Below are 26,216 nucleotides of genomic sequence, written 5' to 3' on the forward strand. Positions count from 1 at the left end.
CTGTAGGAGCTGCCGAAGGCTGCGATCTTTTGCTTTTTAAAGCATGCGTTCCAGGCCGACGCTGGTGCTGAACCACGCGTTAAACCGTCGCCACCAACTCCCCGGTTCCTTGGTCAGCGTATGCATCTGGCCATTGTCTTCAGTGACCCAGACGATGTTCCCGTCCTGCAGTTTCGCCTGATAACTCAACGCCGGCGCCATACCCTGCAACGCCAACTCACGCACATGCTCAGCCAGCTCTGGACTGTCCACCAACACCCCGACCTCGGTATTCCACAACACCGAGCGCGGATCAAAGTTGAACGAGCCGATAAACGATTTCTGTCGATCAAAAATCATCGCCTTACTGTGCAAACTCGAATCCGAACCGCGGAACGACTTGCTGTAAAACACATGCGGGCCGCTGCCATCGTTATCCCCAGGCTGGCGCCGCAACTCATATAGCTTCACACCGTGTTCCAGCAGCGCCTTGCGATACGGCGCATAACCGCCATGCACCGCCGGCACGTCGGTGGCTTCCAGTGAGTTGGTCAGCAGGCTCACGGAAACACCGGCATCGGCGCGCCCGGTCAGATAGACCAGCCCCGGTTGCCCCGGCACAAAGTAAGCCGAAATCATGATCAGCTCTTTGCTGACGTTCTTCAGTTCCGGCGCCAGTTGCGTAGTCAGCAGCAAGTGCGGATCCGGCTCGTCCTTGGCCAGTACCTTGCTCGGCGCGTCCCACAGCGCCTGATTCCACGCCCAGATCAGCTCGTTGCGCCAGATGTCCATACGCGGCTCGGTGGTGAAGGTCATCAACTGCTGATACAGCGCGTGATTCTGTTGGCGGGTTTCTTCCAGCGATTCTTCCAGGCGCGTGCGGGTGTTCTGCAAGTCCTTGGCCGACGGTTTGCTGGAGAGAAATTCATCGATCGGCTTGCTCAGCGCGCTGTTCCAGTACTGGTCGAAACTGTGCCCGAGCTGCTCTGCAACCGGCCCCATGCTGAGCATGTCGATGTCGGTGAAATTCAGGTTCGGCTCGGCATCGAAATACTCATCGCCCAGATTGCGCCCGCCGACGATGGCCGCGCTGTTGTCCGCCAGCCACAGTTTGTTGTGCATGCGCCGGTGTTGCAGCGACAGGTTGAACAGGCGCCCGGCCGCGCGGGTGACGCCGGTGCTGCGGCCCAGATGCAGCGGGTTGAACAGGCGAATCTGGATCTGCGGATGCGCCGCCAGCGTGGCGATGATCTGGTCGAGACCGTCGCTGGTGGTGTCGTCGAGCAGAATGCGTACGCGCACGCCACGGTCGGCAGCCTTGAGCAGTTCCTCGACGAGCATTCGCGTGCTGACGCCGTCGTGGACGATGTAGTACTGCAAATCGAGGCTGACCTGCGCGTGGCGGATCAGCTCGGCGCGGGCAGTGAAAGATTCGGTGCTGTTGGACAGCAGGCGGAAGCCGGAGCGGCCTTCATACGGCGCGGCCTGAGCCTGAATCGAACGGCCAAACGCCGAGCTGCTGGCCGGCAAGGCCTGGCTGGGCTCGCGTTGCACATCGACACTGGCGCAGCCGGCGAGCGACAACACGAAGATCAGAAGCAGGAGAGGGCTGGATCGCAAGTCGGATCATTCCGCGTGTGAGTAGGGATCGGAGTATGGCACGGGTTATGACCGTCATCGGCGGCGTTTGATTCAGGAAAAATCTGCCGTGGGGAACCGCCCGGTTTGAGCGCTGTGTAGGCAATGACCGACGGGCAGGAAAAGAGAATTTTTGAAGTAGGGCATTTCTCCTACTCCTGTCAGCTACGGCCTCAGGCGAATTTTCTCTGGGTGCTTTGTAACTTCGTCTTACATCGGAAGTGGGGGCAAATCGCAATAATGGCCGGGCGTTGTCAGGCAGGAAATTTCGCTATTTTCCGCCAGACAAAGCGCTACTTGCTGTCGTCCTTTTAATTCTTACGGAACGAGAATTCTCATGAAAAAGCTTTTCATCAGCGCCACGGTGGTGGCTACGTTGTTGCCTGCTCTTGCCCTCGCAGAAAGTGCCAGCCTCACGGTTAGCGGCACGATTATTCCTACGGCGTGCACGCCGAGTTTTGCTGGCGGCAGCATTGTCGATCTGGGCAAGATTTCGGCGGCGGATCTGAACGCCGATGTACAAACAGAGCTGGGACTGAAAAACATCACCCTGAGCATGACTTGCAATGGGCAGGTGCCGGTCGCCGTGAAAGTGCACGACAACCAGGCGGCGACGCAGTTACAGGGCATTACCATCGATGGTCGTGCAGAAGATATGTACATCTACGGCATGGGCGCCGCCAGCGGGGTCAAGATTGGTGGTTACGGCTTGCGTCATGGCACACCCACGGTGGACAGCGCAGCCATGGCGCTGATGTATCAGCAAGGTGGTGGAATCGGCGGGCCGACCTGGAATCAACCGACCACGACGCTGGTGGCTAAAGACGCATCCAGCGGTGGTTATTTGCATTATTCCTGGGGACGTAGCATTGCTGAAGGCCCAAGCAACGGCCGCATCCACACCCTTCCAATGACACTGGTTCCAGTCGTCGGCCCGGCGAATGCGCTGCCTACAGGCTCGGACATCACTCTGGACGGCTCCGCGACGTTCGAGCTGGTTTACCTCTGAGTCCAGGGATGTCGTGAGCACACTCTCGACCTGATCAAACACGCGCCGCAGTCCTTGCGGTGCGTCGTTATTCTGCGCCACAGGCGCACCTTTTTACGTTTGTGTTTCAACGATGGGCCCTTGCGCCGACGGTGCGAAAAATGGGGCGCCAGGGAATCGTCATGCCTCAAATTCAACGTTTTTCAACCACCGCCCTGATGGCGGTGCTGCTTCTATCGAGCGCAACATCCGTGGCCGACGCCGCCGGCATGGTGCCGCAAACGCCGATCCTGATTCTCGAAGAGTCCACTGGTGAAGCCAGTATCAACATCACCAACACTGAACCGCTCCCGGCTCTCTTGCACACGAGCATTGAAAATGTCCCGGAAGACACCGAGCTGCTGTTGCTGCTGACCCCGCCAGTAGCTCGGGTAGAAAGCGGTGGCACGCAACTGGTGCGATTCATTCTGCGCAGCGCTGAGCCGCTGCAAACCGAGCGCCTCAAACGGGTGATTTTCGAAGGCATTCAGCCGCTGGAAAAGGGCAGCAATGCGCGGGTCAGTCTGACCGTAAAACAGAACATTCCCGCGATTCTGCGCCCGAAGAATCTGCCCATCGAACGCCAGCCGTGGGCGCTGCTGAAGTGGTCAGTGCAGGACACCCAACTGCAGGTCAGCAATCCCAGCCCTTATGTGGTGCGTCTGGCCAATACCGTCAATCTGCTGCCCGGCGATGCTTCGGTGGATCTGGGCCGCAGCTACATTTTGCCCGGCGAAAAACTGCGTCTGACGTCCGCATCGCCGCTGCCCGCGACGGCGACTCAAGTGCGTCTGTACCCGGCGACGATGTACGGTTTCGCTGCCGGCAATTTCGATGCGCCGCTGGTGACCGGTGAATGAGTTACCGCCACAGACTCGCGCTGCTCAGCCTGTTGGCGTCGGCGAACAGCTTGGCCGATTCGGTCACCTTCGACCCGAACGTGTTGCGCGCCCGTGGGCTAGATCTGCAACTGGCGGAATATTTTCAGGACGCGCCACGTTTTCAGCAGGGCACGCATTCGCTGCTGCTCAGCGTCAACGGCATGCCCAAGGGACGAGTGCTGGCGACGTTCGACGAGCAGGGCGAGTTGTGCACCACCGAGACGTTGCTCGAACAGGCAAACATGCGCGTCGAGGCGTTGCCGAACCTTGATTGCAGGCGCTTCGTCGACAGCTTCGACGGCGTGATCGCGCGGCTTGATCCGGGTAAGGAACAGATCGAACTGCTGCTGCCCACCGGGCTCGTGGCGCCGACGGCTGTGGCGCGTCGCAACTACGCGCACGGTGGTAGCGCTGCGCTGTTCAACTACGACGCGCTGGTGCTGGGCAACGAGTACGTTGGCCAGACCACACACTACCGCAGCCTCAACACCGAGCTGGGTTTGAACATCAACGACTGGGCGCTGCGCAGCCGTCAGTCTTACGCGGCGTTCGAGGGCAGCAGCCAGACCGAGCATCTGTATGCCTACGCTTCGCGCACCTTCGAGTCGCTGCAAACCAACCTGCAACTCGGTCAGCTCAACATGGCCTCGCCATTGTTTGCCGGCGAGGCTTTCACCGGTGTGCAATTGCAGCCTGAAGCCGCGCTGGGGGAGCTGGAAGCGGACAGTGAAGGCGCCCACGTCGAGGGCATCGCTTATTCCGCCGCCCGGGTCGAGGTGCGGCAGAACGGCGCGCTGATCTACACCACGCTGGTGCCGCCGGGGCCGTTTTCGCTGGTGGGTTTGCCGCTGCTCAGCCAGAGCCTGGATCTGGAAGTCACCGTGTACGAAGAGGATGGCCAGCAACGCAGTTTTATCGTTCCCGGCGACAGCCTTGGTGGTTTGGCGCCGGGCCGCCAGCCGGGTTTCGCGGTGACGGCGGGACGTGTTCGTCGTTATGCCCGCGATGATCGCGACGCACCTGATTTTGTCGCCGCGAGCAAGGATTGGCGTTTGGCCGCCGGCAAGCAACTGACGGCGGGCGCGATGCTCGGCAGTGACTATCAATCGGCCGGGATGGCGCTGCAAATTCCGTTGTTGCCGCGCACAGCGCTGGGACTACGACAGGTGGTGTCCCGCGCCCGTCGTGAAGATAAGTTGGGCGCGCAGTTCCAGTTCAGCCTGAGCACGGCGCTGACCGAGCGCGTTTCGGCGAACCTGTCGGTCACTCAGCAAGTGCAGGGTTTTCGCACGTTGTCCGATACCACGTGGAATCGCGACACCGATCAACCGGATCAACGCATTCGCAACCAGATGACCCTTGGACTCAGCGGCGCGAGCCTATTGCTGGGCTCATTTTCCGGTGGATTTTCACGCTTCACCGATTTTGAAGACGACACCAGTTCGCGTCTCAGCGCCTCGTGGTCACGGATGTTTCAGCGCACCAGCGTGTCGTTGAGTCTGGAGCGTGACATGGGCGGTTCGGCGCATGACAGCCGTGGTTTTGCGACCTATCTGACGGTCAGCGTGCCGATGGGTCGCAGCGGCGCGCTGCGCAGTTTTGTCCGCAAGGACGACCTCAGCGGCACCCGCAGCGGCTTGCGTCTGAATCAGCAGATCAATGACGCCGTGGCCTACAGCGCCACGGTCGAGCGCCCGGAAAACGGCGAGGCGGATGTCAGTGGCCGGCTCAACTTGCTGCCGCGTTACACCCAGATTGATCTGGGTTATTCGCAGCGCGGCTCCGGTTTGACCGGTTACGACTTCGGCGCAAGGGGCGGCGTCGCGTTGCACAGCGAAGGCCTGACCTTATCGCCCTACACCGTGCGCGAGACCTTTGCCTTGCTCAAGGCCGGAGACGCCGCCGGGGTCAAGTTGCGCACGCCTTACGGGCCGGTGTGGACGGACGCCGCCGGGCGCGCGGTGGTCGCCAGCGTGCCGGCCTATCGCAACACGCGGGTGGAGATCGACACCGCGAGCCTGGCGCGCAATGTCGACGTGCTCAACGGCTACCGCGAGATCGCAGCGGCGCGCGGTTCGGTGCAGCGGCTGGAGTTTCTCATGGTCACGTCCCGGCGCGTCTTGCTGCACGCACACACGGCCGATGATCAAGTCGTCGGCAAGGGTTTTGGCGTGTTTGATGAGCTAGGCCGCTACGTCACCAGCGTGCTCGATGACGGACGGATTTTTCTTTCCGACATTCAGGCGGACGCTGCGTTGCACGTGCAAAAGGCCGATGGCTCGCGCTGTCATCTGACCTTCGAACTGGCTGAACAAGCCGATCCCGATGAGCTTTACGAATCTGCGTCCGCGCGTTGCAGTGACGCGTGATGAGGAATTATCCGATGACTGTTTTCAACGTTTCGAGCGTGGCAATACTGTGGCTGTGCTGCACGGCGGCGTGGGCGCAGGGCCAAGCGTGCGAGGTGCGAGTCAGTCCGCCTGCGTTTGATTTTGGCCTGACCGACCGGGGCGCGTTGTTGCAGCAAAGTGCCGGTGCCAATGAACTGAGTTTTGGCAGTCGCCGGGTGCAAGTGCAGGTTGTCTGCGATCAGGCGTCACCGCTGACATTGCGCTTCGATGCGCCGGGGGCTGACGCCGAGCGTTATCGCTTCGGCATTGGCACGTTGCGGCTGAAAGTGATGGCGGTGCGAGTCGACGGTGTCGCCACACAGAAAGCGGCGGGGGAGAGCGACGTATTGCGCCCCGGCGAACGCCTTCTGCCACTGTTGGCGAGCGGCAAGCGGATGGAGGTCGAGTTCGAGGTTGAGGGGCAAATCAGCAACGAGGCCAGCCGGGTCGCGGATCTGACCCGACTGGACGGCGAAGGCGTGTTCAGACTGGACTGAGCTCGGACTCGGCAAGCAGTTTGATCGCCGCCGCACCGACCTTGCGCACAGCCTCTTCAATCAACGCTGTCGGTTTGGCCGCGTAATTCATGCGCAAGCAATTGCGGTACTTGCCCGAGGCGGAAAAGATGCTGCCGACGGCAATCTGTACGCCTTGATCAAGCAGCGCACGATTCAGTTTCAGTGTGTCGAAACCTTCCGGCAATTCGACCCACAACATGAAGCTGCCCTGTGGACGGCTGGCGCGAGTGCCGGCGGGGAAATAGCGCGTCACCCAATCGATCATCACGTCGCGATTGCGCTGGTATTGTGAGCGCATCCGCCGCAAATGCGGTTCGAAATGGCCGGATTTGAGAAATTCGGCGATGGCGATCTGCGGCTGTGGCGCGGTCGATCCGGTGCTGATGTATTTCATGTGCAGCACGCGCTCGAGGTATCGCCCCGGCGCGACCCAACCGATGCGCAGCCCCGGCGCGAGAGTCTTGGAAAACGAACTGCAGAGCAGCACGCGGCCATCTTCGTCGAAGGATTTGATCGTGCGCGGACGCGGGTAGGTGTAGGCCAGTTCGCCATAGACATCGTCTTCGATGATCGCCACGTCGAAGCGCTGGGCAAGGGTGAGCAGCGCGCGTTTGCGCGACTCCGGCATGATGTAGCCGAGCGGGTTGTTGCAGTTCGGGGTGAGCTGGATGGCTTTGATCGGCCATTGTTCGAGCGCCAGTTCCAGCGCTTCGAGGCTGATGCCGGTGAGTGGGTCGGTGGGGATTTCCAAGGCTTTCATGCCCAGACCTTTGAGGGTCTGCATGGCGCCGTGGAAGCTCGGCGAATCCACCGCGACGATGTCGCCCGGCTCGCAGATCGCGTGAATGCTGGTGGACAAAGCTTCGTGGCAACCGGTGGTCACGACCAGGTCGCTGGCGCTCAACTGGCAGCCGGAATCGAGCATCAGCCGGGCAATCTGTTCACGCAGTTCGAGGGTGCCGTGGATGTTGTCGTAATACAGACCGGGCATGTCTTGGCGACGGCTGATGCGGGCGAGGCCGCGCAACAACGGTTTCATGGTCGGCGTGCTGATGTCGGGCATGCCGCGACCGAGTTGCACGACGTCCTTGCGCGGTACCGCGCGAATCAATTCCAGCACCTGATCCCACTGCGAAATTTCCACTGGCCGCTGCGCCGGACGGCCGATGGCGGGCAGCTCAGGCAACTCGCGACCGACCGGCACAAAGTAGCCGGACTTGGGTTTCGGCGTGGCCAGTCCGCTGTCTTCGAGCATGCGATAGGCCTGCTGCACCGTGCTCAGACTGACCCCGTGTTCAACGCTCAAGGCGCGCACCGACGGCAAGCGGTCGCCGGGGCGATAGAAGCCTTGTTCGATACGCGTGCCGAGCAATTCGGCGAGGTTTACGTAGAGGGTCATGGCGCTGCCTCGGTGCAGGTGATTCGGAAGACCAGTACAGATGCGAGAAAAATCGTCAATTCAGTCTGCAAAGCGGTAAATCTGTATGGAGTTAATACAGCTGCTTTGAATCTGTAATGGTTTTGCTCGCCCGCGCATCATGGAATCTCTGGCTACCCAAGTAAACAGGAGCGACAAAAATGAACGGCTTGAGCGATGTGCGGCTGACGTTACACAGTCAGGAACTGGCGGCAGGGCAGAAGGATCGTGCGCGCAATGAGATCATGCGTAACGCACCGTCCGGCCTGAGCCGCTGGGGTCTGATGTGGCATCGCCTGCACACGCGCAGGGCGTTGCTGAACCTGACGGCGGATCAGCTCAAGGACATCGGGTTGACGCGTGAGCAGGCGCAGGAGGAGGGGTTGAAGCCGTTCTGGCAGATCTGAACGACACCGATCGTTCCCACGCTCTGCGTGGGAACGCCGCCCCGGACGCTCTGCGTCCGCAGTGACGCGGAGCGTCACTGGATGCATTCCCACGCAGAGCGTGGGAACGATCAACAGGGGGTGGTTCAGACCAACTCTTTGAGGCGATGCCACAACATCCCTAACGCCAACAACGGCGAGCGCAAATGCTTGCCACCCGGGAAGGTGATGTGCGGCACCTTGGCAAACAGATCAAAGCCCCCGCCGTGCTGCCCGCTGATCGCCTCAGCCAGCAACTTGCCCGCCAGGTGCGTGGCATTCACACCGTGCCCGGAATAGGCCTGGGCGTAATACACGTTCGGCTGGTCATTGAGCCGGCCAATCTGCGGCAGACGGTTGGCGCCGATGCCGATCATCCCGCCCCACTGATAATCAATCTTCACGCCCGCCAGTTGCGGGAACACTTCGAGCATCTTCGGCTGCATATACGCCGCGATGTCTTTCGGATCACGCCCCGAATAATGGCAGGCACCGCCGAACAGCAAGCGACGATCCGCCGAGAGTCGGTAGTAATCCAGCGCCACTCGCTGATCACAGACCGCCATGTTTTGCGGCAGCAGGTTGTGTGCCTGCTCTTCGCTCAACGGTTCGGTGGCAATGATGTAGCTGCCGGCGGGCAGAACCTTGCCGCTGAGTTGCGGATTCAGATCATTCAGATAAGCGTTGCAACCGAGCACCAGCGTCTTCGCCCGCACCGAACCTTGGGCGGTGTGGACTTTGACTTCCGGGCCGTAATCGATACGGGTCACTGCCGAGTGTTCAAACAGTTTCACACCCAATTGCTGCGCAGCCGCCGCTTCGCCCAACGCCAGGTTGAGTGGATGCAGATGCCCTGAACCCATGTCGATCAAACCGCCGACATAGCGCTTGGAGCCGACCACCGTGTGCATCTCGTTGGCTTGCAGCAAACGGGTTTCGTAGCGATAGCCGAGGCTGCGCAACTCTTCGGCGTCTTCGGCAAAACCTTCGAGGTCGGATGGTTTGTTGGCGAGGTCGCAGTAGCCCCAGGTCAGGTCGCAGGCGATCTGAAAACGCTCGACGCGCTGGCGGACGATTTCCACCGCTTTCAGGCCCATCAGTTTCATTTCGCGCACGCCGTCGCTGCCGACGACGTTGGCGAACTGATCGAGACCGTGGCCGACGCCGCGAATCAACTGCCCGCCGTTACGACCGCTGGCGCCCCAGCCGATCTTGTGCGCTTCCAGCAACACCACGCTGAGTCCGCGTTCAGCCAGTTCCAGCGCCGTGTTCAACCCGGAAAAACCGCCGCCGACCACGCAGACGTCGGCCACCACGTCGCCTTGCAGCAGCGGATGATCCGGCTGCGGCAAGCTGCTGGCGGCGTAGTAAGAGGCAACGTGAGGTTGGCTCGCGGAGGTGTGGGCGCGGGCGGTCATGGGCGTCATCCTGAGGCGGGGGTGTCGAGAAAATTTGACGGAGCATAAGCCGCACGCCCGAACGGGGGCAACACTGGTCGGCCTGCGGTGTCTGGATCACGGCTTTTGCGGCACAATTGCCGCCTATTTCACCTTGGTTACCGTTTCGATGAGCTGCAACAGCCAGACAGTCCGCACCTTGCGCCAGCAGATTCCCTCGTTCGAGTGCGTGCCCGGCTGCCACGATTGCTGTGGGCCGGTGACCACCTCGCCGGAAGAAATGGCTCGTCTGCCGCGCAAGACCCGCGCTGAGCAGGATGCGGCGATGGAAGAGCTGAACTGCGTGCACCTGGGGCCGAATGGCTGCACGGTGTATGAAGAGCGGCCGTTGATCTGCCGGTTGTTTGGTACGACCAAGACTTTGCCTTGCCCGAATGAGCGGCGGCCGGTGGAGCTGATTCATCCACGGGTGGAGAAGCAGATATTCGAGTACATGGCGGCGAATCGGCAGGTGCTGGTTTAACGGGTTCACTCGGAACCCAGTCGACACCTTCGCGAGCAAGCCAGCTCGCACAGGTTTCATGATCGTTCCCACGCTCTGCGTGGGAATGCAGCCCGGGACGCTCTGCGTCCCAAATGCCGAACGCGGAGCGTCCGAAGAGGCATTCCCACGCAGAGCGTGGGAACGATCGTCGCGGTGCTCAATCTGGAATCGGCAGGCTCAAGCTCTCCTTAACCTCTTCCATGACGATATAGCTCTTCGACTCCCGCACATGCGGCAGCTTCAGCAGAATGTCGCCCAGCAACTTGCGGTACGAGGCCATCTCGGAAATCCGCGCCTTCACCAGATAGTCGAAATCCCCTGACACCAAATGGCATTCCAGCACGTGCGGCAACTTCAGCACCGCGCGGCGGAACTCCTCGAACGTGTCGCCGGATTTGTAGTCGAGGCTGATCTCGACGAACACCAGCAAGCTACCCTTCAAGTGCTGCGGATTGAGCCGGGCGTTGTAGCCCATGATGATCCCTTCGCGCTCCAGACGCCGCACGCGCTCGGTGCACGGCGTGGTCGAGAGCCCGACCTTTTCGCCCAGTTCGGTAAAGGAAATCCGCCCGTCCGCCTGCAGGATCCGCAAGATGTTGCGGTCAATCTTGTCCAGCTCACGTTTGGTCTGAGTGTTGGTACGCATAGGGGATGCGCCTCCGTGAAAAGGGTTTTTGCCGAGAATTGTCGCCAAATATAGGCGCTTATATAGTGAAAAGCACTGGCATTTCTTTTTTACACTGCGCGCATCATTGCTCTAACAACAGACGTACGCGGCCCCGCCGCGATGAGGGATACAAAAATGCGCGTAATGGTCTTGGGTAGCGGCGTCATCGGTACCGCCAGTGCTTACTATCTGGCCCGTGCCGGGTTCGAAGTAGTGGTGGTCGACCGGCAGCCGGCTGCGGCCATGGAGACCAGTTTCGCCAACGCCGGCCAGGTCTCGCCGGGCTACGCCTCGCCGTGGGCCGCGCCGGGCGTACCGCTCAAAGCGATCAAGTGGCTGCTGCAACGCCACGCCCCTCTCGCGATCAAAGCCACCGCCGACATCGACCAGTACCTGTGGATGGCGCAGATGCTGCGCAACTGCACCGCCAGCCGTTACGCGGTGAACAAGGAGCGCATGGTGCGTCTGTCCGAGTACAGCCGCGACTGCCTCGACGAATTGCGCGCCGAAACCGGCATCGCCTACGAAGGCCGCAGCCTCGGTACGACTCAACTGTTCCGCACCCAGGCGCAGCTTGATGGCGCCGCCAAAGACATCGCCGTGCTGGAAGAATCCGGCGTGCCGTTTGAAGTCCTCGACCGCGCCGGCATTGCCCGCGTCGAGCCGGCGCTAGCGGGTGTAACTGACATCCTCGCCGGTGCCCTGCGCCTGCCGAACGATCAGACTGGCGACTGCCAGATGTTCACCACGCGCCTCGCCGAAATGGCAGTGAAACTCGGCGTCGAATTCCGCTTCGGCCAGGACATCCAGAAACTCGACTACGCCGGTGATCGCATCAACGGCGTGTGGATCGACGGCAAGCTGGAAACCGCCGACCGCTACGTACTGGCGCTCGGCAGCTACTCGCCGCAACTGCTCAAGCCGCTGGGCATCAAAGCCCCGGTGTATCCGCTCAAGGGTTACTCGCTGACCGTGCCGATCACCAACCCGGCAATGGCGCCGACGTCGACTATTCTCGACGAGACCTACAAGGTCGCGATCACCCGTTTCGACAACCGCATCCGCGTCGGCGGCATGGCCGAGATCGCCGGTTTTGACCTGTCGCTGAACCCGCGTCGCCGCGAAACCCTGGAGATGATCGTCAACGACCTTTATCCTCAGGGCGGCAATCTGGCCGAAGCGAGTTTCTGGACCGGTCTGCGTCCGACCACGCCCGATGGCACGCCGATCGTTGGCGCCACGCCGTTCAAGAATCTGTTCCTCAACACCGGTCACGGCACGCTCGGTTGGACCATGGCATGCGGTTCCGGTCGTCTGCTGGCCGACCTGATGGCGAAGAAAAAGCCGCAGATCAGCGCCGAAGGCCTCGATATTTCCCGTTACGGCAACAAAATTCAGGAGTCCGCAAAACATGTCAATCCAGCGCCAGCTCACCAATGAGCGCATGAGTCAGATCGTCAGCCACAACGGCACCGTGTACTTGGCCGGGCAGGTCGGTGACGACTTCAACGCCGGGATTGAACAGCAGACCCGCGACGTTCTGGCCAATATCGAGCGCTTGCTTGATCTGGCCGGCACCGATAAGCAACACCTGTTGTCGGCAACGATTTACCTGAACGGCATCGATGAGCACTTCGCCGGGATGAACTCGGTGTGGGATCAGTGGCTGCCAAAAGGCGCCGCCCCGGCCCGCGCGACCGTTGAGGCGAAAATGGCCAAGCCGAGCATTCTGGTGGAGATTTCCATCGTCGCCGCGCTGCCGTAAAAAGCTGTAAAGATCCCTCTCCCGGCGCTGTTGGCGGTTCACGTCGTCAGTCGGCGCCGGTTTTTATTCCCATGACCGCCTAGAAGTCTGCCGCCATGCGTCCTGCCCGTGCCCTGATCGACCTTCAAGCCCTGCGCCACAACTACCGAATTGCCCGCGAAGTCACCGGCGCCAAGGCGCTGGCGGTGATCAAGGCCGATGCGTACGGACATGGCGCGGTGCGCTGCGCCCAGGCGCTGGAAGCCGAGGCCGACGGTTTTGCCGTGGCTTGCATCGAAGAGGCTTTGGAGCTGCGCGCCGCTGGCATTCGTGCGCCGGTGTTGTTGCTGGAAGGCTTTTTTGAAGCTGATGAGCTGGCGCTGATCGTCGAGCATGATTTCTGGACGGTGGTGCACTCGCTTTGGCAGCTCGAAGCAATCGAGCAGGCAGCGCTGAGCAAACCGATCACCGTGTGGCTGAAGCTCGATTCGGGCATGCACCGCGTCGGGTTGCATCCAAAGGATTATCCGGCGGCTTATCAGCGTCTGCTGGCCAGCGGTAAAGTGGCGAAAATTGTGTTGATGAGCCACTTCGCCCGCGCCGATGAACTGCACGCGCAGAGCAGCACCGAGCAAGTCGCGGTATTTGAAGCGGCGCGTCAGGGGCTGGCGGCTGAAGTCAGTCTGCGCAACTCGCCCGCTGTGCTTGGTTGGCCGCAGATTCATAGTGATTGGGTGCGTCCGGGCATCATGCTCTACGGCGCGACCCCATTCGAAGAAGCCAACGCCGTTGCCGATCGTTTGCAACCGGTGATGACCCTCGAATCGAAAGTCATCAGCGTGCGCGAACTGCCGGCCGGTGAGCCGGTGGGCTATGGCGCCAAATTCATCACCGACAAACCGATGCGCATCGGTGTGGTTGCCATGGGTTACGCCGACGGCTACCCGCGTCAGGCGCCGACCGGCACCCCGGTTTTGGTGGCCGGTAAACGCAGTCGCATTATCGGTCGCGTGTCGATGGACATGCTTTGCATCGATCTTACCGATGTGCCGGAAGCCGGTCTCGGTTCGACCGTTGAGCTCTGGGGGAAAAATATCCTCGCCAGTGAAGTGGCGAAGTGGGCCGACACCATCCCGTACCAGATCTTCTGCAACCTGCGTCGAGTGCCAAGGCTCTATTCCGAGGGTTGACGCCGCTGCGGGGGCCAAGTGTTGTAAATACTGAACGCTGTCGCCATGATAACGCTCAATATTCTTACAACATCAGGAGGCTCGCGCCTTGGACGTCGGTGAACGACTGCAATCGATCCGCAAGCTCAAAGGGCTTTCCCAGCGTGAACTCGCCAAACGCGCGGGCGTCACCAACAGCACCATTTCGATGATCGAAAAGAACAGCGTCAGCCCTTCGATCAGTTCGCTGAGAAAGGTGCTGGGCGGCATTCCCATGTCCATGGTCGAGTTCTTTTCCGAAGAAATCCTGCAGGAAGTTCCGACCCAGATCGTCTACAAGGCCAACGAGCTGATCGACATTTCCGACGGCGCCGTGACCATGAAACTGGTCGGCCGCGCGCACCCCAGTCGCGCCATCGCCTTCCTCAACGAAATCTACCCGCCGGGCGCTGATACCGGCGAAGAAATGCTCACCCATGAAGGCGAAGAAACCGGGATTCTGGTGGAAGGTCGTCTGGAATTGGTGGTGGGCCTTGAAACTTTTATTCTCGAAGCCGGCGACAGCTACTACTTTGAAAGTACCAAGCCGCATCGTTTCCGTAATCCGTTCGACTTGCCTGCGCGACTAATCAGCGCAGCCACGCCGGCAAACTTTTAAACCAAGAGGCGCCAGGCCACTACGGCAAAGGCACCCAAGCTGTTTTACCGATGCGCAACAAGACCCCTTTAATCATGGGGTTGTTTCAGTGTGGCGGGCTACCCGCTATACTTGCGCCCGCCTGCGAACCGTGGCCGCAGGCGTGAATAGCCACCATTGAGGGTGAACGCGTGAACCTAATTATGAAAATGCTGGCTGCACCAGCAACCGTACTGGCCCTCTGGGCTGTCAGCGCTCAAGCTGCGACGAATGACGACATTGCCAAACGCCTCGAGCCTGTCGGCCAGGTGTGCGTTCAAGGTCAGGAATGCAAAGGGATGGAAGTGGCTGCGACTGCCGGCGGCGGTGGCGGCGCGAAAACCCCCGACGAAGTGATTGCCAAACATTGCAACGCTTGCCACGGTACCGGGTTGTTGGGTGCGCCGAAAATTGGTGACACGGCCGCGTGGAAAGAGCGTGCTGATCACCAGGGCGGCCTTGATGGCATCCTTGCCAAAGCCATCACCGGTATCAATTCGATGCCGCCGAAAGGCACCTGCGCCGATTGCTCGGATGATGAGTTGAAGGGCGCGATCGAGAAGATGTCCGGCCTGAAATAAGGCGTGCATCTGATGAAGAAAACCGTCTTCGGACGGTTTTTTTGTGCCTGCGATTCAAGAGCCCCTCACCCCAGCCCTCTCCCGGAGGGAGAGGGGGCCGACCGAGGTGTCTTGCGTCCGACATCGACCTGAAAGACCTTAGCGACTATGGATTCGGTACATCACGTTCAAGTCGGCGTACCTCCCAAATATCCCCCATTCAGTCCCCTCTCCCTCCGGGAGAGGGGACGACCGCGGTTTCTTGCGTCCGACATCGACCTGAAAGACCTTAGCGACTATGGATTCGGTACATCACGTTCAAGTCGGTGTACCTCCCAAATATCCCCCATTCAGTCCCCTCTCCCTCCGGGAGAGGGCTAGGGTGAGGGCAAGCAAGCTCCAGCCATAAACACCTCCTGTGGCCGACAATCGTCCAGGACTTTGAGCTGTTCTTTGCAGCAAACTCAAGGCAATCTCGGTCTACCCCTATTCACGGAACGGGCAGGAGGCTTCAGATGGTGCAGTTGTGTTCGATCGAACAAGCAGTGGACGACGTGCTGGCGCGCTTGCCGGCGCATATCCACATGGGCATGCCGCTGGGCCTGGGCAAACCCAATCACTTCGTCAACGCGCTGTACCGGCGGATCAAAGGCCTGCCCGAGCGGCAGCTGACGATCTACACCGCGCTGTGCCTCGGTCGTCCGGCGTTGGGCGATGGCTTGCAAAAACGCTTCATCGAACCCTTCGTCGAGCGCGTCTTCGGTGACTACCCGGAATTTGATTTCCTCGCCGACCTGCACCGCGACAGTCTGCCCGCCAACATCCGCATCGAACAGTTTTTTATGCAGCCCGGCAGCCTGCTCAACAGCGCGCCGGCCCAACAGGATTACGTCAGCAGCAACTACAGCCACGCCGCCCGCGACATCAACGCCGCCGGGCTGAATCTGGTGGCGCAGTTATTGGCCAGCAGCAGCGAACACCCGGATTGCCTGAGCCTGAGCTGCAACCCCGACATCACCCTCGACCTGTTGTCGATGATCGCCAAACGTCGCGAAGCCGGGGAGACTATTTTGCTGGTCGGCCAGGTCCATACCGATCTGCCGTACATGCCCGGCGATGCCGAAGTCGACATCGACACCTTCGACCTGTTGATCGACGCGAAGGACAGCAGCACGCTGTTTTCCACGCCGAACATGCCGGTGGGGTTTCAGGATCATTTCATTGGTTTGCATGCAAGTACGCTGGTGCGCGACGGGGGTACATTGCAGATCGGCATCGGTTCGATGGGGGATGCCCTCACCGCAGCGTTGCTCGCACGTCAGGCGGATAACGCCGGTTATCAGGCGTTGCTCGACGACATCAACCTCAGCCAATGGGCGCAGTTGATCAACCGCGAGGGCGGCACCGGGCCGTTCGCCAAAGGCCTGTACGGTTGCAGCGAAATGTTCGTCAACGGCCTGCTGGTGCTGGCGGATGCCGGGATCATCCGGCGTAAGGTCTACCCCGATGTGCCGACGCAGGAACAGGCCAACGCCGGCACCCTCGACGAAGCGGCGCAAACTGACGGCATCTCGGTGCACGGCGGTTTCTTCCTCGGCCCGCGCAGTTTTTACGAGCGCTTGCGTGAGCTGCCACTGAGCAAACGCCTCGAATTCAACATGACTCGCATCAGCTACATCAACGAGCTCTACGGGCAGGAGGAACTCAAGCGCCTACAACGCCTCGATGCGCGGTTCATCAACACGGTGTTCACCATGACCTTGCTCGGCGCTGGCGTGGCGGATCAACTGGAGGATGGACGAGTACTCAGCGGCGTTGGCGGACAGTACAACTTCGTCGCGCAGGGCCACGCGTTGCACGACGCGCGCTCGATCCTGATCCTGCGCAGCTGGCGCGAATCCGGCGGCGACGTCAGCTCCAACATCGTTTGGGAATACGGCCACTGCACGATCCCACGGCATCTGCGCGACATCGTCGTGACCGAATACGGCATCGCTGATCTGCGCGGTAAAACCGATGCCGTAGTGATCGAATCGCTGCTGAACATCAGCGATTCACGCTTCCAGCCGGGCCTGATCGAACAAGCGCAAAAAGTCGGCAAACTGCCAAAGGATTTCCGCCTCGATCCGCGCTTCACCGAGAACACGCCGCAGCGTTTGCAAGCCATCGCCGCACGGCACAAAAACCTGTTTCCGGAGTACCCGCTGGGCTGTGATTTCACCGCGATCGAACGGGATTTGCTGCGGGCGCTGAACTGGCTAAAAAGCAAATTCAAACTCACCGAAATCCTCGAACTGGGCAAAGCCGCCCTCGACGCCCCCGATGCATCGCTCTACCCCGAACACCTCGAACGCATGCAACTCACTCACCCGGAAGGCCTGAAAGAAGACCTCTTCCAACGCCTGCTCCTCACCGGCCTAAAAGCCACCACCCAAACCCCGTAGGAGCTGCGGCACGCTGCGATCTTTTGATCCTGATCCTTAAAAGATCAAAAGATCGCAGCCTCGTTGCACTCGACAGCTCCTACACGAGTTACGCCTAAATCTGAATGAATACGGAATGTCATCCGTAGTCCCGTTCTGAAAGTCATCAATCACTGAGTTTTTGGATTGTCGTCGGCATTCGCCTGTCGATAGGTTTGTCTGTGGTCTATCCAGCAGCAAATCCGGAGGGTACAGAGTGTCAGCATCGAAGAAATACTTGCCACAAGAGTCTGTCGAGCAGGCCTTACTCCTCACTGACTTAACCGAAAAGAACCAACCCGACCACGCAGTCCGACTACTGCTCAATGAAGTCCTTCAAGGACTCGCAGCAAGAGGCTGGCCTCGAGCGCAGTTGCAGGTTGGGCCGAGGATTGTGTCCGCCGCAGAAAACTACGGTTTGCTGGGTTACGACCCGGCAGAAATTACCCTTGGCAGCGAGCACACACGTTGGGTCGATGAGCATTCGCTTTTGCGAACGCAGACCACCAGCCAGATTCCTGCGGCGCTTCAGCAGGCCGCCGAGGTTCGTCGGCCGGGACAAACCATTTTGCTGGCAGCGCCAGGCATTACCTTCAGGCGTGATAGCCGAGATCGTTGGCATTGCGCCGAGCCGCACCAAATGGATATCTGGGTATTGGGCGACCCGGAGCTGGCATCCCATGAGCATTTACTGCGTCTGGTCGGTGATATTTTGCAGTCGGCCGTCCCGGAAAAGTCCTGGGTTTATAGCGACAGTCCACATCACTACACCGAGGGCGGGATTGAAGTGAATGTGTTGAATGATGGCGTGCCGGTCGAGGTTCTTGAGTGCGGGCGTATCGCGAAGTCGCTGTTGCAGCGTTTGCAGATTGATCCGCTGCGCCATGGCGGACTCGCTCTTGGGATGGGGCTGGATCGCCTGACGATGTTGCGCAAAGGCATTCCTGATATTCGTTTGTTGCGTGATCAGAATGTGCGCGTGCAGGCGCAGATGCATGATCTGGATCCGTGGACTGCGGTATCCCGTTTGCCGTCGATTGCCCGCGATATCTCGTTGGCAGTAACGCCGGGATTGAGTGAAGAGGTATTGACCGAGAGGATGTTGCAGGCGGCAGGGGATTGCTCTGGATGGATCGAGGAGATGCGAATCAAGGGGCGCTGGCCACGTTCGGATTTACCAGCGCAAGCCATTGAGCGACTCGGGATGTTACCGGGTCAGGAGAACGTGCTTTTGCATGTGGTGCTGCGTGATTGTTCTCGCTCGATTACCACCGGCGAGGCGAATGCCTTGTACGCGGATATTCAAGCTGCGATGCATGAAGGGGTACCGGGGGCGGGGTACAGAATGGATTAAGTGAAATCTGTAGGAGCTGCGGCACGCTGCGATCTTTTGATGTTGATCCTGAAAATCAGATCAAAAGATCGCAGCCTCGTTGCACTCGACAGCTCCTACACGGGGATTGCGGAGTACCCGAACAACTGTAGGAGCAAAGCTTGCTCGCGAAAGCGGTGGATCAGTCAAAGAATATTCGACTGACACGACGCCTTCGCGAGCAAGCTCGGCTCCTACAAGGGTATTGCGGTGTGGCTTTATTCGATGAAGGTGACGACGCCACCTGTCAGCGATTTAACGCGGGCCAGCGATTCGACGCGGTAGCCTTGCGAGTCCAGTTCGGCGCGGCCGCCCTGGAACGACTTCTCGATGACGATGCCCAGGCCGGCCACGGTGGCGCCGGCCTGTTTGATGATCGAGATCAGCGCTTGCGAGGCCTTACCGTTGGCCAGGAAGTCGTCGATGATCAGCACGCGGTCGCTGCTGGTCAGATGGCGCGGCGAGATGGCCACGGTGCTCTCGGTCTTTTTGGTGAACGAGTAAACGGTCGCCGACAGCAGGTTTTCCGTCAGGGTCAGGGACTGTTGCTTACGGGCGAAGATCACCGGCACGCCGAGGTTCAGACCGGTCATGATCGCCGGGGCGATGCCCGAGGCTTCGATGGTGACGATCTTGGTGATGCCCGAATCCTTGAACAGCGCGGCGAATTCGTCGCCGATCAGCTTCATCAGGGCCGGGTCGATCTGGTGGTTCAGGAAGGCGTCGACCTTCAGGACCTGGTCGGAAAGCACAATGCCTTGTTCGCGGATTTTCTGGTGCAATGCTTCCATGAAGCTGTCCTCTTTTGGCGCTTTGTGCGCCGAAGGTCTAGTAAAAAAAGTGGTCAATTCTAGCGCTTTAACATCGCGCGTATATCAGCCAATGCGCTGTTGCCGCGCACGACTTTGACTTCGGTCGGTGTGTCGTCGTTGCCTTCCCAGGCCAGATCGTCCGGCGGCAGCTCATCGAGGAAGCGGCTCGGCGCGCAGTCGATGATCTCGCCGTACTGCTTGCGCTTGGCGGCGAAGGTGAACGCCAGTGTCTGACGCGCGCGGGTGATGCCCACGTAGGCCAGGCGGCGTTCTTCTTCAATGGTGTCGGCTTCGATGCTGGAGCGGTGCGGGAGGATTTCCTCTTCCATGCCCATGATGAACACGTAAGGGAATTCCAGACCCTTGGACGCATGCAGCGTCATCATCTGCACGCCTTCGGCACCGTCTTCCTCTTCCTGCTGACGTTCGAGCATGTCGCGCAGGACGAGTTTGCCGATCGCATCCTCGACGGTCATTTCGCCTTCTTCGTCCTTCTCAAGAGTGTTTTTCAACGCCTCGATCAGGAACCAGACGTTGCTCATCCGGTAATCGGCGGCTTTGTCGCTGGAGCTGTTGGTGCGCAGCCAGTTCTCGTAGTCGATGTCCATGACCATGCTGCGCAGCGCGGAGATCGGGTCCTCGCCGGCGCACTGCTCGCGCACCTTGTCCATGAAACGCTTGAAGCGCGACAGGCGATCGGTGAAGCGGCTGTCCAGATGTTCGCCCAGACCGATTTCGTCGGTGGCGGCGTACATCGAGATCTTGCGTTCGGTGGCGTAGTTGCCGAGTTTTTCCAGGGTGGTCGAGCCGATTTCGCGGCGCGGCACGTTGATCACGCGCAGGAAGGCGTTGTCGTCATCCGGGTTCACGATCAGGCGGAAGTAGGCCATCAGGTCTTTCACTTCCTGGCGGCCGAAGAAGCTGTTGCCGCCGCTCAGGCGATACGGCACCTGGTGGTGCTGCAGCTTCAGCTCGATCAGTTTGGCCTGATAGTTACCGCGATAGAGGATCGCGAAATCGCTGTACGGGCGGTCGGTGCGCAAGTGCAGGCTGAGGATTTCCATGGCCACGCGCTCGGCTTCGGCGTCTTCGTTGCGGCAGCGGATCACGCGGATCTCGTCACCGTGGCCCATTTCACTCCACAGTTGCTTTTCGAATTCGTGCGGGTTGTTCGAGATCAGCACGTTGGCGCAACGCAGGATGCGACTGGTCGAGCGGTAGTTCTGCTCGAGCATCACCACTTTCAGCGATGGATAGTCGTCCTTGAGCAGCATCAGGTTTTCCGGTCGCGCGCCACGCCAGGCGTAGATCGACTGGTCGTCGTCGCCGACCACGGTGAACTGGTTGCGCTTGCCGATGAGCATTTTTACCAGCAGGTATTGGCTGGCGTTGGTGTCCTGGTATTCATCGACGAGCAGGTAGCGCACCTTGTTCTGCCACTTTTCGAGAATGTCGGCGTGTTCTTCGAAAAGTTTTACCGGCAGCAGGATCAGGTCGTCGAAGTCCACCGCGTTGAACGCTTTCAGCGTGCGCTGATAGTGGGTGTAGACGATGGCGGCCGTCTGTTCCTTGGGATTACGCGCGTTTTCCAGCGCCTGAGGCGGCAGGATCAGGTCGTTTTTCCAGGCGCCGATCATGTTCTTGATCTCGTCGACGCCGTCTTCGCCTGCGTATTCCTTCTGCATGATGTCGGTCATCAGGGACTTGACGTCGGTCTCGTCGAAGATCGAGAAACCGGGTTTGTAGCCCAGCCGCACGTGTTCCTTGCGGATGATGTTCAGACCGAGATTGTGGAAGGTGCAGACCGTCAGGCCGCGACCTTCGCCGGCGCGCAACAGGGTACCGACCCGCTCTTTCATCTCGCGCGCGGCCTTGTTGGTAAAGGTCATGGCAACGATGTACTGGGCGCGGATGCCGCAGTTCTGGATCAGGTGCGCGATTTTGCGCGTGATCACGCTGGTCTTGCCGGAGCCAGCACCGGCGAGCACCAATAGAGGGCCGCCGACGTAGTTCACGGCTTCTTGCTGCCGGGGATTGAGTCGGGACATACGAAAATTCGGGAGTCGTTGACGAAATGGGCCGGCATTTTAACAGGCTCAGAGATTTGTGCTGCTCTGTCCGACTTGTGACGTACCACGCGATTCATATTTGCCGGTTTTGTTACTTTCACGCAGGATGCGCGGTGATTTAGCGGCTAATGTTCTCATTCGTGACACAAAATAACGTTTTGATAACCGTTGTCATTTGGTCATTGGTCAGCGCAACGGCATAATGCCCGCCGCCCACATCATTGCAGAGTCTAGGGAGCTAGCTTGTCTACGCCTGTCGAACCCTTGCGTTTGCTGCTACTGGCCGAAGAGCCAGCGTGGACAGCGTTATTGCGTGAGTGTCTGGCTCCGATGGGGAGCGCGGCGGTGCTGATCAGCGCGCCAAGCTGGGAGTCGGTCAGCAGTTTGTTCGAAGACAACCGCCATGCGGTGTTGTTGACCCTTCCTGCGTTGCAACCGGCACCCGGCCGCTGCAGCCTGCCGACGGTATTGTTGCTCGAACACGAGCCGGACACCGCGCCGGTTGGCGTCAGTGACTGGCTGGTGTTCGACGCCCTCGACCCCGGCATGCTGCGCCGTTGCCTGCGCCATGTGCGCGAACGCGGCGTTCTCGAAAACACCCTGCAACGCCTCGCCGAACAGGATCCGCTGACCGGCATCGCCAACCGTCAGGGTTTCCAGACTTTGCTGACAGCGCGTCTCGCTGAAGGCGATGGTCGCGGCCTGGCCCTCGGGCATCTCGATCTCGACAACTTCCGTCACGCCAACGACGCCCTTGGCCATCAGGCTGGCGATCGGCTGATCCTGCAGGTCGTGGCGCGGCTGAAAAGTCAGTTGGAAGCCGGCGATCAACTGGCACGTCTCGGCAGCGATGAATTTGCTTTGCTGATCGACACCCGCCGCGCGCCGCAACGCGCCGAGTGGATGGCCGAACGCATCACCGAAGCACTCGCCGAACCGTATTGGGTCGATGGCGAAAGCCTGCTCATCGGCTCCAGCCTCGGCATCGCCCACGCCCGCGCGCAGGCTGGCGCTGACCCGCTGATGTGGCATGCGCACATCGCCATGCAGCAGGCCAAGAGCACGCAGGGCTGCACCTTTCATATCTTCAACGAACGCATCAACCGCAACGCGCGGAGCATGGCTGACCTCGAAAGTGAGCTGCACCGGGCCTTGCGTCGTGATGAGCTGGAATTGCATTACCAGCCACGCCTGAATCTTGAGGACGGCCAGATTGTCGGCCTCGAAGCCTTGGTGCGCTGGCGCCATGGCGAACGTGGTTTGCTGCCGCCGAGTGAGTTCGTGCCGTTGGCCGAGCAGAGCGGCTTGATTGTGCCGCTGGGTTATTGGGTGATTTCCCGGGCGTTGCGCGATATGCAGGCGTTGCGCGAACGCGGATTGCCGGCGCTGCACATGGCGATCAACCTGTCGTTCCGCCAGTTTCAGGACAGTCAGTTGTTGCCGACGCTGAGCCGCTTGATCGCTGAGCGCGGTGTGGAGGCGCAGTGGCTGGAGTTCGAACTGACGGAAACGGCGGTGATGCGCCGCAGTGATCTGGTCAAGCAGACCATGGATGCTTTGGGCCGCCTCGGTGTACGTTTTTCGCTGGATGACTTTGGCACCGGGTTCTCATCGTTCGTGCACCTCAACAGCTTGCCGATCACTTTGCTGAAGATCGACAAGAGCTTTGTCGGTGGCATGGAACAGCGTGAAGAGAACCGCAAACTGGTGCACGCGATGATCAACCTTGCGCACAACCTGCATCTGGAAGTGGTGGCGGAAGGGGTTGAAACGCCGGAACAACTGGAATTGCTGCGCGGGTTTGGTTGTGATCAGGTGCAGGGTTATCTGATCAGCCGGCCGTTGCCGTTGGCAGAGCTGGTTGAATACCTGACGTTTGGCTCAAGCCAACAGGTTTCTGTGGAGGCCGTTTAAAAGATCGCAGCCTGCGGCAGCTCCTACACCGATCCCTGTAGGAGCTGCCGAAGGCTGCGATCTTTTGATCTTAATCTGCGCCAACGACCTCAAAGCGTGATGTAGCAGGCTCACGCCGAATCATCCGCTTCATCTTCCACTCAAACGCGAGCGTCAGACTCACCGCCGCGCACGCCAACCCCAGCGCCAATCCCCACCAGACGCCCGTCGGCCCCCAGTTCAAGTGGAATGCCATCCACCACGCCGCTGGCGCGCCAATCAGCCAATAACAGCCGAGCCCGACCAGGAACGTGGTCTTCGCATCCTTGAGCCCGCGAATACAGCCCATGGCAATCGTCTGCGTGCCGTCGAACAGCTCGAACCATGCCGCCACGGCCAGCAGGCTCACCGCCAAACGAATCACTTCGGCAAACGCCGGATCATTGTGATCAAGGAATAACCCGACCAACTGATTTGGCAGCAACCAGAACACCATCGCAAAGCCGAGCATCACCACCGCACCAAAGACGATCCCGACGCGGCCCGACATCCGTGCATCGAGCAATTGCCCCGCGCCGTAATGCTGGCCGATGCGCATGGTGATCGCATAGGACATGCCCGCCGGCACCATGAATGCCACCGAAACGATTTGCAGGGCAATCTGGTGTGCGCCCAGTTGCGTGCTGCCCATGGTGCCCATGCATAGCGCCGCGAAGGCGAACAAACCGACTTCCACAGCGTAGGTGCCACCGATCGGCAGACCGAGGCGCCAGAGCTCTTTCAGGTACTGTCGATTCGGCCGAGACAGGCCCGCGCGCAGCGGATAAGCGTCATACGCCGGGTGCCGACGAATGTGCCAGGCCAACCCCAACGCCATGCAGTTGGCGACAATTGCCGTGACCAGGCCGATGCCCATCAGGCCCATTTTCGGCAGACCGAACATGCCAGTGATCAGCGCGTAATTGAGCAGAAAATTCGCCACGGTGCCGGCCAGACTGATGACCATCACCGGTGTCGCCCGACCAATTGCACTGGTGAAACCGCGCAGGGCCATAAAGCTCAGGTAGCCGGGCAGAGCGAAGGGCAGGGCGATCAGAAATTGCCCGGCGGCGTTGACGTTGGTTTCGGTCTGGCCGAACAGCAGCAACACCGGTTTCAGGTTCCACAGCAGCAAACCGGCGCCCAGCGCCATCAGCCACGCCAGCCACAACCCGGCCTGGGTCAGACGTGCCGCGCCAATGATGTCGCCCGCACCTTTGCGAATCGCTACCAAGGTGCCGACTGCGGCAATCACACCGATGCAGAAGATCGACACGAACGAATAAGTTGCCGCGCCCAGACCGCCGCCGGCCAGCGCTTCGGGACTGAGGCGCGCCATCATCAAAGTGTCGGTCAGCACCATCAACATGTGCGCCAACTGTGAAGCGATCAACGGCCCTGCCAGCCGCAGAATGGCCCAGAGTTCAGTACGCACAGGATGCTGCATGGGTATCACCACTCAATTTTCAGAGGGAACAGGAGACCGTCGATTCTCCGGCCTTGGCAGGCATTGCACAAAGGGATAAAAAGGATGGGTGGCATGACTAAAACTCATCCTGAACAAATTCCGCTCATTTCGCTGCATCCCGCCACTGGAGCTTTGTGCATGGCCCGTCGACTTCCTCCTTTGTATGCCCTGCGCGCATTTGAAGCGGCGGCGCGACATAGCTCGTTCACCCGCGCGGCGGAAGAACTGTCGATCACCCAGAGCGCGGTGAGTCGGCATATTCGTACGCTGGAAGAGCATTTTGCCTGCCGCTTGTTTCACCGCAGCGGCCGCAATCTGCAATTGACCGAAGCGGCGCGGCTGCTGTTGCCGGGGATTCGCGAAGGTTTCACGGCGCTGGAGCGCGCCTGCAACACCTTGCGTGCCGAGGACGACATCCTGCGCATGAAAGCCCCGTCGACCCTGACCATGCGTTGGTTGCTGGCGCGCCTGAGTCGCTTCCGCCACTTGCAGCCGGGCAACGAGGTGCAACTGACCAGTGCGTGGATGGATGTCGATTCGGTGGACTTCAATGATGAGCCGTTTGATTGCGCCGTGTTGCTGAGCGACGGCCATTTTCCGCCGGACTGGGAAGCGAGTTTGTTGTTTCCCGAAGAACTGATCCCGGTCGGTGCGCCGAATCTGCTCAATGATCAACCGTGGGATCTTGATCGACTGGCAAACACCGAATTGCTCCACCCGACCCCGGATCGCCGCGACTGGCGAAGTTGGCTGGAGCACATGGGTTTGTCCGATCAGGTTTCGCTAAAGGGCGGGCAAGTATTCGACACGCTCGAACTGGGCATGATCGCGGCGGCGCGTGGCTACGGGGTATCAATGGGCGATTTGTTGATGGTCGCCGAAGATGTCGCGCAAGGACGCTTGAGTCTGCCGTGGCCGACCGCCGTTGCCAGTGGCTTGGATTATTACCTGGTGTGGCCAAAAACCCGTCCGGGAGGTGAACGTTTGCGCCGCCTCAGCGACTTTCTTCAAGGCGAAGTCCGCGCCATGGAACTGCCAGCCGTTGCGCGCTTGAGCTGAAACGTTCGAG

22 protein-coding genes are annotated in these 26,216 nt (G+C 60.1%); 15 read left to right on the forward strand and 7 right to left on the reverse strand.

What is annotated here, in order from left to right:
* Positions 1-36: 36 nt before the first annotated feature.
* Positions 37-1,599, reverse strand: a complete 1,563-nt coding sequence (locus QMX93_RS05970) for a phospholipase D family protein (RefSeq protein ID WP_212546224.1) — start codon at positions 1,597-1,599, stop codon at positions 37-39.
* Positions 1,600-1,954: 355 nt separating this feature from the next.
* On the opposite strand from QMX93_RS05970, the gene QMX93_RS05975 reads away from it, so the two are divergent.
* The 4 genes from QMX93_RS05975 to QMX93_RS05990 all read left to right on the forward strand — a co-directional run bounded on the left by QMX93_RS05975 (position 1,955) and on the right by QMX93_RS05990 (position 6,412).
* Positions 1,955-2,626 (forward strand): DUF1120 domain-containing protein, encoded by a 672-nt coding sequence (locus tag QMX93_RS05975; protein ID WP_282353572.1) that lies wholly within the window; start codon positions 1,955-1,957, stop codon positions 2,624-2,626.
* A gap of 161 nt (positions 2,627-2,787) precedes the next feature.
* Entirely contained in the window at positions 2,788-3,504 is a 717-nt protein-coding gene (locus QMX93_RS05980; protein ID WP_282353574.1) for a fimbria/pilus chaperone family protein, read from the forward strand.
* Positions 3,501-5,894, forward strand: coding sequence for a fimbria/pilus outer membrane usher protein (locus QMX93_RS05985; RefSeq protein WP_282353576.1), 2,394 nt, complete (start codon positions 3,501-3,503; stop codon positions 5,892-5,894). Before QMX93_RS05980 ends, QMX93_RS05985 begins: the two co-directional genes overlap by 4 nt.
* A 14-nt stretch (positions 5,895-5,908) precedes the next feature.
* Positions 5,909-6,412: a hypothetical protein gene (locus QMX93_RS05990; RefSeq protein ID WP_282353578.1), complete on the forward strand. Its 504-nt coding sequence runs from the start codon at positions 5,909-5,911 to the stop codon at positions 6,410-6,412.
* On the opposite strand, the gene QMX93_RS05995 is transcribed toward QMX93_RS05990, so the two are convergent.
* Positions 6,399-7,832, reverse strand: coding sequence for a PLP-dependent aminotransferase family protein (locus tag QMX93_RS05995; protein WP_282353581.1), 1,434 nt, complete (start codon positions 7,830-7,832; stop codon positions 6,399-6,401). The genes QMX93_RS05990 and QMX93_RS05995 overlap by 14 nt on opposite strands.
* A 179-nt stretch (positions 7,833-8,011) precedes the next feature.
* On the opposite strand from QMX93_RS05995, the gene QMX93_RS06000 reads away from it, so the two are divergent.
* Positions 8,012-8,257, forward strand: coding sequence for a DUF1127 domain-containing protein (locus tag QMX93_RS06000; protein ID WP_282353584.1), 246 nt, complete (start codon positions 8,012-8,014; stop codon positions 8,255-8,257).
* Between the two features lie 125 nt (positions 8,258-8,382).
* Here the strand turns inward: QMX93_RS06000 and QMX93_RS06005 are convergent, their stop codons facing one another.
* Positions 8,383-9,693, reverse strand: coding sequence for an FAD-binding oxidoreductase (locus tag QMX93_RS06005; protein WP_282353586.1), 1,311 nt, complete (start codon positions 9,691-9,693; stop codon positions 8,383-8,385).
* Between the two features lie 148 nt (positions 9,694-9,841).
* On the opposite strand from QMX93_RS06005, the gene QMX93_RS06010 reads away from it, so the two are divergent.
* Complete coding sequence (locus tag QMX93_RS06010; protein ID WP_038359217.1) at positions 9,842-10,195, forward strand: YkgJ family cysteine cluster protein; 354 nt, start codon at positions 9,842-9,844, stop codon at positions 10,193-10,195.
* Positions 10,196-10,373: 178 nt separating this feature from the next.
* Here QMX93_RS06010 and QMX93_RS06015 read toward each other — a convergent pair whose 3' ends face one another.
* Positions 10,374-10,862 carry an Lrp/AsnC ligand binding domain-containing protein gene (locus QMX93_RS06015; protein ID WP_003177284.1) on the reverse strand — a complete coding sequence of 163 codons (489 nt, stop codon included), beginning with the start codon at positions 10,860-10,862 and terminating at the stop codon, positions 10,374-10,376.
* A gap of 156 nt (positions 10,863-11,018) precedes the next feature.
* On the opposite strand from QMX93_RS06015, the gene dadA reads away from it, so the two are divergent.
* From dadA to QMX93_RS06050, 7 genes are all read left to right on the forward strand, one after another.
* On the forward strand, positions 11,019-12,323 hold the full coding sequence (gene dadA, locus QMX93_RS06020; protein ID WP_282353593.1) for a D-amino acid dehydrogenase: 1,305 nt from the start codon (positions 11,019-11,021) through the stop codon (positions 12,321-12,323).
* Positions 12,295-12,648 (forward strand): RidA family protein, encoded by a 354-nt coding sequence (locus tag QMX93_RS06025; RefSeq protein WP_053125004.1) that lies wholly within the window; start codon positions 12,295-12,297, stop codon positions 12,646-12,648. The genes dadA and QMX93_RS06025 overlap by 29 nt, the downstream gene beginning before the upstream one ends.
* A 95-nt stretch (positions 12,649-12,743) precedes the next feature.
* On the forward strand, positions 12,744-13,817 hold the full coding sequence (alr, locus tag QMX93_RS06030; protein WP_282353598.1) for an alanine racemase: 1,074 nt from the start codon (positions 12,744-12,746) through the stop codon (positions 13,815-13,817).
* Between the two features lie 88 nt (positions 13,818-13,905).
* Positions 13,906-14,454, forward strand: coding sequence for a cupin domain-containing protein (locus QMX93_RS06035; RefSeq protein WP_008086779.1), 549 nt, complete (start codon positions 13,906-13,908; stop codon positions 14,452-14,454).
* A gap of 182 nt (positions 14,455-14,636) precedes the next feature.
* Positions 14,637-15,053: a c-type cytochrome gene (locus QMX93_RS06040; protein ID WP_158955570.1), complete on the forward strand. Its 417-nt coding sequence runs from the start codon at positions 14,637-14,639 to the stop codon at positions 15,051-15,053.
* Between the two features lie 494 nt (positions 15,054-15,547).
* The gene (locus tag QMX93_RS06045) at positions 15,548-17,476 is read left to right on the forward strand and encodes an acetyl-CoA hydrolase/transferase C-terminal domain-containing protein (RefSeq protein WP_282353604.1); all 1,929 of its coding nucleotides are present in this window, start codon (positions 15,548-15,550) and stop codon (positions 17,474-17,476) included.
* A 235-nt stretch (positions 17,477-17,711) separates the two neighbouring features.
* Positions 17,712-18,848 carry a hypothetical protein gene (locus QMX93_RS06050; protein ID WP_282353606.1) on the forward strand — a complete coding sequence of 379 codons (1,137 nt, stop codon included), beginning with the start codon at positions 17,712-17,714 and terminating at the stop codon, positions 18,846-18,848.
* A gap of 236 nt (positions 18,849-19,084) precedes the next feature.
* Here the strand turns inward: QMX93_RS06050 and QMX93_RS06055 are convergent, their stop codons facing one another.
* Positions 19,085-19,657: a xanthine phosphoribosyltransferase gene (locus QMX93_RS06055; protein WP_016985833.1), complete on the reverse strand. Its 573-nt coding sequence runs from the start codon at positions 19,655-19,657 to the stop codon at positions 19,085-19,087.
* Positions 19,658-19,716: 59 nt separating this feature from the next.
* A complete protein-coding gene (gene rep / locus QMX93_RS06060) occupies positions 19,717-21,726 on the reverse strand; it encodes a DNA helicase Rep (protein ID WP_053124992.1) in 2,010 nt (669 codons plus the stop codon).
* Between the two features lie 264 nt (positions 21,727-21,990).
* Here rep and QMX93_RS06065 point away from each other — a divergent pair, with 264 nt between their 5' ends.
* On the forward strand, positions 21,991-23,661 hold the full coding sequence (locus tag QMX93_RS06065; RefSeq protein ID WP_282353614.1) for a bifunctional diguanylate cyclase/phosphodiesterase: 1,671 nt from the start codon (positions 21,991-21,993) through the stop codon (positions 23,659-23,661).
* Between the two features lie 70 nt (positions 23,662-23,731).
* Here QMX93_RS06065 and QMX93_RS06070 read toward each other — a convergent pair whose 3' ends face one another.
* Entirely contained in the window at positions 23,732-25,126 is a 1,395-nt protein-coding gene (locus tag QMX93_RS06070) for a NorM family multidrug efflux MATE transporter (RefSeq protein WP_282353616.1), read from the reverse strand.
* Positions 25,127-25,285: 159 nt separating this feature from the next.
* Here QMX93_RS06070 and QMX93_RS06075 point away from each other — a divergent pair, with 159 nt between their 5' ends.
* Positions 25,286-26,206, forward strand: coding sequence for a LysR substrate-binding domain-containing protein (locus QMX93_RS06075; protein ID WP_212550372.1), 921 nt, complete (start codon positions 25,286-25,288; stop codon positions 26,204-26,206).
* The last annotated feature ends 10 nt before the right edge of the window (positions 26,207-26,216 follow it).

This window comes from Pseudomonas sp. PS01303 (assembly GCF_029959385.1).
Classification (GTDB): domain Bacteria; phylum Pseudomonadota; class Gammaproteobacteria; order Pseudomonadales; family Pseudomonadaceae; genus Aquipseudomonas; species Aquipseudomonas rustica.